Annotated in this window: 9 protein-coding genes; all 9 read right to left on the bottom strand. The window is 71.3% G+C overall.

Annotated features, from left to right (window positions below):
- On the bottom strand, positions 1–224 hold a 224-nt coding region (locus GQQ92_RS14930; protein WP_157000094.1), incomplete at its 3' end, for a DivIVA domain-containing protein.
- Positions 225–339: 115 nt separating this feature from the next.
- Complete coding sequence (locus GQQ92_RS14925; protein WP_157000093.1) at positions 340–645, bottom strand: YggT family protein; 306 nt, start codon at positions 643–645, stop codon at positions 340–342.
- Between the two features lie 5 nt (positions 646–650).
- On the bottom strand, positions 651–1,127 hold the full coding sequence (locus GQQ92_RS14920; protein ID WP_157000092.1) for a cell division protein SepF: 477 nt from the start codon (positions 1,125–1,127) through the stop codon (positions 651–653).
- A 33-nt stretch (positions 1,128–1,160) separates the two neighbouring features.
- On the bottom strand, positions 1,161–1,859 hold the full coding sequence (locus GQQ92_RS14915) for a YggS family pyridoxal phosphate-dependent enzyme (RefSeq protein ID WP_232057728.1): 699 nt from the start codon (positions 1,857–1,859) through the stop codon (positions 1,161–1,163).
- Positions 1,856–3,049, bottom strand: coding sequence for a cell division protein FtsZ (gene ftsZ, locus GQQ92_RS14910; protein ID WP_157000091.1), 1,194 nt, complete (start codon positions 3,047–3,049; stop codon positions 1,856–1,858). The genes GQQ92_RS14915 and ftsZ overlap by 4 nt, the downstream gene beginning before the upstream one ends.
- A gap of 190 nt (positions 3,050–3,239) precedes the next feature.
- Positions 3,240–4,316 (bottom strand): FtsQ-type POTRA domain-containing protein, encoded by a 1,077-nt coding sequence (locus GQQ92_RS14905; protein WP_232057727.1) that lies wholly within the window; start codon positions 4,314–4,316, stop codon positions 3,240–3,242.
- Between the two features lie 13 nt (positions 4,317–4,329).
- Positions 4,330–5,733, bottom strand: coding sequence for a UDP-N-acetylmuramate--L-alanine ligase (murC, locus tag GQQ92_RS14900; protein WP_157000090.1), 1,404 nt, complete (start codon positions 5,731–5,733; stop codon positions 4,330–4,332).
- A gap of 93 nt (positions 5,734–5,826) precedes the next feature.
- The gene (murG, locus tag GQQ92_RS14895) at positions 5,827–6,927 is read right to left on the bottom strand and encodes an undecaprenyldiphospho-muramoylpentapeptide beta-N-acetylglucosaminyltransferase (RefSeq protein WP_157000089.1); all 1,101 of its coding nucleotides are present in this window, start codon (positions 6,925–6,927) and stop codon (positions 5,827–5,829) included.
- Positions 6,924–8,096 carry a putative lipid II flippase FtsW gene (ftsW, locus tag GQQ92_RS14890; protein WP_232057726.1) on the bottom strand — a complete coding sequence of 391 codons (1,173 nt, stop codon included), beginning with the start codon at positions 8,094–8,096 and terminating at the stop codon, positions 6,924–6,926. Before ftsW ends, murG begins: the two co-directional genes overlap by 4 nt.
- Positions 8,097–8,121: the final 25 nt, after the last annotated feature.

The following is an 8,121-nucleotide window of genomic DNA, read 5'->3' as shown; positions in this document are numbered from 1 at the left end:
GGCGCGGCGGCGGCGGGAGCGGCGGCGGCGGACTTGGCGGCCTCGGCGGCGCGCGCCTCGGCGGCCGACACGCGCTGGCGCAGCTCCTCGTTCTCCTGATTCAGTCGACGAAGCTCGACGACGACCTCGTCGAGGAAGTCGTCGACCTCATCCTGGTCGTACCCCTCGCGGAACTTCGTCGCCTGGAAGCGCTTGTTGACCACATCTTCCGGAGTTAGCGCCATGGCTTCTCACCCTCACATCTTCGAACTGTTCGTTGCGTTCTGCTAAACGGTAGCAAAGTCCACCCGGTTCCCCCAGTGCCGGGGTCATGCAGCGCCTCGTGTTCGCAGGAGATCGTCAGGCGACCGCTGCGAGCCACGATACGACGGTCATCGCCATGATCACGACGAGCATGGCCAGAGACCAGCCCAGATCCAGCGCGACCTGCCCGATGCGGATCGGCGGGATCAACCGCCGGAAGAACCGCACGAGCGGATCGGTCGCCGAGTAGACCACCTCGACGACCACCAGCCAGCCCCCTTGGGGCCGCCAGGATCGATTGAACGTCCGGATGAGGTCGAGCACGAAGCGCGCCCACATCACGAAGAAGTAGATGACGAGCAGTGTGTAGAGAATGCCCCAGACGACGGACAGCGCACCCACGCCCTTTACGCGTGCGTGAAGAACGACGCGTCGACGTCGCCCTCGGTCTCGCCGGCCTCGCCGGAGACCACGACGTGCGACGGCGAAAGCAGGAACACCTTGCTCGTGACGCGCTCGATCTTGCCGTTGAGGCCCTGGGAGAGCCCGCTGGCGAAGTCGATGAGGCGCCGCGCGTCGGCATCCGACATCTGCGACAGGTTGATGATGACCGGGACTCCCTCACGGAAGGACTCGGCGATGACCTGCGCGTCGCGGTACTGACGCGGGTGCACGGTGAGGATCTCGTTCATCTCCGCCTGCGGGGTGCTCGGTTGTACAGGATGCTTCCGGAGCGGCGTGACGGCCGCCCCCGTCTTCGGTGCCGGCGCGGCGTGCACGACCGGCGATGCCGGCGCGGGCGCCGACGCTTCTCGTTGCTCGGTCTCGAACTCCTCGTCCGCGAGGCCGAGGTAGACCATGGTCTTCTTGAGCGGGTTGGACATCGCTGCCTCCGTCTAGGTTCCGTCTCTTCGAGGCTAACCGGCGACCGGACGATTGCCGGTGATTGCGGTGCCGATGCGTAGGTGTGTCGCGCCCTCGGCCACGGCGTCCTCGAGGTCGTGGCTCATGCCCATCGAGAGCGACGCGGCGTCGGGTGCGGCCGGCAGCACGACGCGCTCGCTGAGCTCGCGCACCCTCGCGAACGCCGCACGGGCCGGCTCGTCGAGCGGAGCGACCGCCATGAGCCCCCTGAGCGCGAGGCCGGGGGTCTCCAGCACGCGGTCCACGAGCGAGGCGAGCTCGGCGGGCGCGACGCCGCCACGGCCCGGATCATCGGTGAGGTTGACCTGCACGAAGCAGTCGGTCGAGCGTTCGTCGGACCGCAGCGCATCGACGAGCGCGTCGCGGTCGATCGAGTGGATCGCATCCGCGTACGCCCTCACCTGGCGGGCCTTCTTGCTCTGCAGCTGGCCGATGAAGTGCCATCGCAGATCGAGGTCGGTGAGCTCGGCCGCCTTGGCCTGCGCTTCCTGATGGCGGTTCTCGCCGACGTCGGCCACGCCGAGCGCGGCGAGGTCGCGCACGAGCGAGGCCGGATGGAACTTGGTGACCACGATCGTACGGATGCCGGCGGGGTCGCGTTCGGCGAGGCGCGCTGCCTCGCCGACGCGATCCTGCACGGCCAGGAGCCGCTCGCGCAGGACGTCGACCCCCGCGGAGGGCTGGTCGCTCACTTCAGGAAGTCGGGGATGTCGAGGTCGTCGTCTGACGGCTCGAACGCGGGGTCGCCGACGATCTGGTCGGCGGTCTGCGTCTCGGCCCCGCCCCAGTTCGCCGTCTCGACGAGCTCGTCGATGTCGATCTCGCCGATGACGTCGGCCGAGTCCGCACCGGACGCCGCCGCTCCGCCGATGCCGGCGCCGACGGCGGCGGGAACGAGCTGTTCGCGTCTGGCCTCGACCGGCTTCGCGTTCGGCTCGCCGCCGTCGAATCCCGCGGCGATGACCGTGACCCGCACCTCGTCGCCCAGCGTGTCGTCGATCACGGCTCCGAAGATGATGTTCGCCTCGGGGTGCACGGCCTCCTGCACGAGACGGGCGGCGTCGTTGATCTCGAAGATTCCGAGGTTCGACCCGCCCTGGATCGAGAGGAGGACGCCGTGGGCGCCGTCGATGGAGGCCTCGAGCAACGGGCTCGCGACCGCGAGCTCCGCGGCCTTGATGGCTCGATCGGCCCCCCGGGAGGAGCCGATGCCCATGAGGGCCGAACCGGCCCCCTGCATGACCGACTTGACGTCGGCGAAGTCGAGGTTGATGAGGCCGGGCGTGGTGATGAGGTCGGTGATGCCCTGCACACCGGCGAGGAGCACCTGGTCGGCCGTGGCGAACGCCTCGAGCATGGAGATGCCGCGGTCGCTGATCTCGAGCAGGCGGTCGTTCGGCACCACGATGAGGGTGTCGACCTCTTCCTTCAGGCGTGCGACGCCCTGTTCGGCCTGCGTCTGGCGGCGCTTGCCCTCGAAGCCGAACGGCTTGGTCACGACACCGATGGTGAGAGCGCCGATGGACTTCGCGATGCGGGCCACGACGGGCGCGCCGCCGGTGCCGGTGCCGCCGCCCTCGCCGGCCGTGACGAAGACCATGTCGGCGCCCGCGAGCGCCTCCTCGATCTCTTCGGCGTGGTCTTCCGCGGCGCGGCGGCCGACCTCGGGGTCGGCTCCGGCGCCGAGGCCCCGGGTGAGGTCGCGGCCGACGTCGAGCTTGACGTCGGCGTCGCTCATGAGCAATGCCTGGGCGTCGGTGTTGATCGCGATGAACTCGACGCCCCTGAGGCCGAGTTCGATCATGCGGTTGACGGCGTTGACGCCGCCGCCGCCGATACCGACGACCTTGATGACGGCGAGGTAGTTCTGGTTAGTCGACATCTCCGGCCCTTCGTGCGAACTCTGAACTCTGAACCTCAAGTCGAGGGTTAAAGTCTTGCCGAGTATGCAATTCCTGTTCTCGAAGGTAGGCGGCCACGGCGCGAGGCGCGGCAAGGCACGCGGGCGTGTCGCGAACGGAGCGGATCCGCAGCCCCGAACAGGCTCGACGGAGCACCCGTCGCTATCGCGGTCACCGCGTGACGGCGCTCTTCGGCGACGACACGTCGTAGAGCTCGACGGTGTCGGGCGGCGCGGCCCGCATGAGACCGGCCAGCACCGCAGCCTTGAGCGCCGAGTCCTCGGCGCTCCCCCACACGACGCGTGCATCGCCGAGTTCGAGCACCACGTCGTCGGCCGTCTCGGCGCTCGCGCCCGTCACGAGCGACCGGACCTCGGCCGGGAGGCTGCGCACGACCGCCGCGACCGCCCGGAATCCCTCGCTCGCGACTCCCCCGTCGACCTCGATCAGCGGCTGTCCGTCGGGCCGGGCCTCCGGCCGCTCGATCACGACCCCGGCGGCATCGACGAGCTCGAGCCCGTCGTCGGTCTCGATCACCCCCACTGGCGTGCGCTCGACGAGTCGCACGACGAGGGTGCCGGGGGGAATCGCCTCGATCTGGTAGGTCTCGATGAGCGGGAACTGCGACAGCGCGGCCTGCACCTCGCCCCGATCGATCAGGGTGAGGGGGGTGCCGAGCATCGGCTCGAACGCACTCGTGACGCCGTCGGCCGAGACCCTCGACGCGCCCTCGACCCGCACGTCGCGCAGGGCCATGATCGGCGAGTACGCCCCGACCACGACCGCGGCGACGAGGAGCCCCAGTGTGCCGAGCGAGACGCCCCACGCCAGACGGCGGCGTCTGGAGCGCACGGTGAACCGGCGAACCTCGGCGCGCTCGTAACGCCTCCGCTCACGCGCCGCCGCCGCGATCGCGCGACGGGTAGACCATCGACCGCGCGCCGTCGTGCCCCGGGCGGGGGCGGGTTCGCCGAGCTGATCGGCCGACGCCGACCAGGCCGGACGGGACTCGGGCGAAGGGCCAACCTCGATCGGCTCGGTGTGCGCCGCGTCGGCAGCGCCCGGGCCGGGGCGGTGCGCGACCCCGTCGGCGGAGCCGCCCATGCCCCCCGACGCGGCCGTGCGGCGCGCCTGCTCGCCCTGACGGGACGCCCCGGACGCGCGCGCCTGCGGCCTCGGGGTGTCCGCGCGCGGCTTCGCGGCCGGGCGCGCCTGCGCCGGCCGTTCGAATCCCTGCGGCCGCTTCACGCGGCGTGCACCCTCATCCTCGTTCCCGCTCGAGGGAGCCGAGGAGCTGCGGAACGATGCGGTACACGTCGCCGCAACCGAGGGTGATGACGTAGTCGCCAGCCTGCGCGATGCGCGCCGTGTGGTCGGCCGCCTCCTGCCAGTCGGCGAGGAACGCGACGTGCGAGGCATCCGCGAACCGCTCGCTCACGAGCGCGCCGGTCACACCCGGCACCGGATCTTCGCGGGCCCCGTACACGTCGAGCACGACCGTCTCGTCGGCGTACCGCTCGAGCACCTCGGCGAACTCCCGCGCGAACGCCTGCGTGCGGCTGTACGTGTGCGGCTGGTGCACGGCGATGATGCGGCCGTCGCCCACGACGGTGCGCGCCGCCGCGAGCGCCGCGGCGACCTCGGTCGGATGGTGCGCGTAGTCGTCGAAGACGCTCACCCCGCCGACGGTGCCGTGCAGCTCGAACCGGCGGCCCGTGCCCGAGAAGCCCTCGATGCCGGCCAGCGCGGACGCGGGGTCGAAGCCCATGCCCACGAGCACCGCGAAGGCGCCCGCCGCGTTGACCGCGTTGTGGTGGCCGGGCACCCGCAGGCGGGCGGAGTAGTCGACGCCCTCGTACGCGACGCTGAACGCGACCGGGCCGTCGGTGACGACCGAGTGCAGGCGCACCGTCGCATCGGATGCCTCGCCGAACGTGATCACGCGCTCGTGCGAGAGGCGCTCGGTCACCCGCACCGCCCCGGCGTCGTCGCTCGAGATCACGACGAGCTCGCTCGCGCGGTCGGCGAAATCGACGAAGGCCTGCTCGAACGCGTCGCGCGAGCCGTAATGGTCGAGGTGGTCGGGGTCGACGTTCGTGACGAGCGCCACCGCGGTGTCGTACAGCAGGAACGAGCCGTCGGACTCGTCGGCCTCGACGACGAAGAGCTCGCCCGCGCCGGCGGCCGAGCTGACCCCGAGGTCGGCGAGGACGCCGCCGTTGACGAAGCTCGGGTCTGCGCCGACGGCCCGCAGGCCCGTCACGATCATGCCGGTCGAGGTGGTCTTGCCGTGCGCGCCGGCGACGGAGACCAGCCGGCGACCGCCGATCAGTGCGGCCAGCGCGTGCGACCGGTGCAGCACGGGCAGGCCCCGCTCGAGCGCGAGCCGGTACTCGGGATTGTCCTGCCAGAGCGCGCCGGTCACGACGACGGTGTCGACGTCGTCGCCGAGGTTCGCCGCCGCGTGCCCGATCGCGATCTCGGCGCCGAGCTCGCGCAACGCGGCGATGTTCGCGGAGTCGCGCACGTCGGAACCGGTCACCCGGTGCCCCTCGCCGATGAGGAGGCGCGCGATGCCGCTCATGCCGGAGCCGCCGATGCCCACGAAGTGCACGGCGCCGAGGCTGGCGGGGATCGGGATGGTCAGATCGGGCTTGATGGTCACGACGGTGCTTTCCTCGGGATCAGGGTGCGGGTGCGGCAATCGAGCATGCCACGGATCACGGCTCCGGATGCCGCGGCATCCGTCGTCTCCACGTTACGCGCCGCGCGAGGCACCGGCGGCACCCGCGCCGAGGGCCGCGTCGACGAGGCCGACCATGCGCTCGGTTCCGTCGCGGCGTCCGACCGAGGCCGCGGCGGCCGACATGTCGGCCACCCGGTGCGGTGCGGCGAGCAGCGGCAGCAGGGTCGTGCGCACGAAGTCGGACGTGAACGCGGCGTCGTCGACGAGGAGCGCGCCGCCGGCCTCGACGGCCTCGGCCGCGTTGAAGCGCTGCTCGCCGTTGCCGACGGGGTAGGGCACGAGCACCGAGGGGATGCCGAGCGCGGTGAGCTCGCAGACCGTCGCCGCGCCCGCCCTGGACACCGCGAAGTCCGCGACCGAGAGGGCGAGGTCCATGCGGTCGGCGTACTCGAGCAGACGGTAGTCGGGCACGTCGGGGTCGGACACCTCGGAGTTCGCACCGGTGATGTGCAGCACCTGCCAGCCGGCGCCGGTGACGGTCTCGGCCGAATCGACCATCGTGCGGTTGATCCGGCGCGCGCCGAGCGAACCGCCCGTCGCGAGGAGCACGGGCCGGTCGGGGTCGAGGCCGAAGAACTCCGCGGCGGCCCGGCGACGTGCGGTGCGGTCGAGCTCGGCGATCTCGCGCCGGAGCGGCATGCCGACGACCTCGGCGTGCCGGAGCGGGGTGCCGCCGAACGCGACGCCGACGGTCTCGGCCCACCGGGAGCCGAGTCGGTTGGCGAGACCGGGTTTCGCGTTGGCCTCGTGGATCGCGATCGGCACGCCCAGCCGGCGCGCGGCGAGGTACGCGGGCGTCGACACGTAGCCGCCGAAGCCGACCACGACGTCGACGCCGCGCTCGGCGATGATCGCCCGGACATCGGACACCGACTCCCAGAACCGCTTCGGGAACCGCACCGCGGCCCCGTTCGGACGCCGGGGGAAGGGCACCTTCGCGATCGTGAGCAGCTCGTAGCCGCGCGAGGGGACGAGGCGCGCCTCGAGCCCTTCGGCGGTGCCGAGCACGAGCACTTCGGCGCCGGGATCGCGCTCGCGCAGGCGATCGGCGACGGCGAGGAGCGGATTGACGTGGCCGGCCGTTCCCCCGCCGGCCAGCAGGTGCACGGTCATCGCGTGCGACCCGCGGCCGAGCGAGGAGCCAGGCGTGCCGCGGCGCGGGCGGCGGCGCGCGCCCCCGCCTCGGGGTCTCGGGCGACGGAGAGCACGACGCCGATGGCGAAGAGCGTCGTCACGAGCGCCGTGCCTCCGGCGGAGACGAGCGGAAGTGGGACGCCGAGGACGGGGAAGACACCGAGCACGACTCCGATGTTGACACACGCCTGCCCGATCACCCACACCATCACGGACGCCGTGACCGTCTTCGCGAACAGCGTCTGCGCCGAGCGCAGCACGCGCGCGAACGCCACCGCGAGCAGCACGAAGAGGGCGATGACCACGATCGCCCCGATCAGGCCGAGTTCTTCCCCGATGATCGCGAAGATGAAGTCGTTGTCGGCCGCGGGCAGCCACGACCACTTCGCCGTCGAGTTGCCGAGCCCGACCCCGAAGATCCCGCCGCCGGCGAGGGCGAACCGGCCGTGCTGGATCTGCCAGCAGTCGTCGCTGCTGCCGTCGGCGCAGTTCTCCTGGAGGAAGGCGCTGATGCGGCGCATCCGGTTGTCGCTGGAGACCGCGACGACCACGAAGATCGCGGCGCTCGCCAGCACCGGCGGCAGCAGCAGCCGGAAGCGAACCCCGATGAGGAACAGCGCGCCGAGCAGCATCGCGCCCATGATCATCACGGTGCCGAGGTCGCCGCCGAGCAGCACCAGCCCGATCGCTCCGCCGCCGACGAGCAGGATCGGGAGGATGCCGTGGCGGAAGTCGCCCAGGTACGCCTGCTTCTTCGTGACGATGAAGCCGAGCCAGAGCACGAGCGCGACCTTGATGAGCTCCGAGGGCTGGAACTGCACCGGACCGAGCGCGAGCCAGTTCGTGTTGCCGCCCACCTCGATGCCGAGGGGCGTCGCGACGACCAGGATCTGCAGTCCGCACGAGGCGATGAGGAGCGGCCAGGCCACGCGCATCCAGAACCGCTCGGGCATCCGGCTCGCGATGAGCATGAGCGGAAGCCCGATCACGGCGAACATACCCTGCCTCGCCGCCTGGAAGAAGAAGTCGCCGTCTTCGATGCGCGATTCGACGGTCGACGAGGAGAGCACCATGACGAGCCCGAAGAGCACGAGGAACACGGTGGTGCTCAACAGGAGCACGTAGTCCTTCGACTCGACGCGGAACACGCGACCGATCCGGATGCGGGCGGCG

It is taken from the genome of Agromyces terreus (genome assembly GCF_009749465.1).
Lineage (GTDB): Bacteria > Actinomycetota > Actinomycetes > Actinomycetales > Microbacteriaceae > Agromyces > Agromyces terreus.
This window is presented reverse-complemented; position numbering and strand designations above follow the sequence as displayed.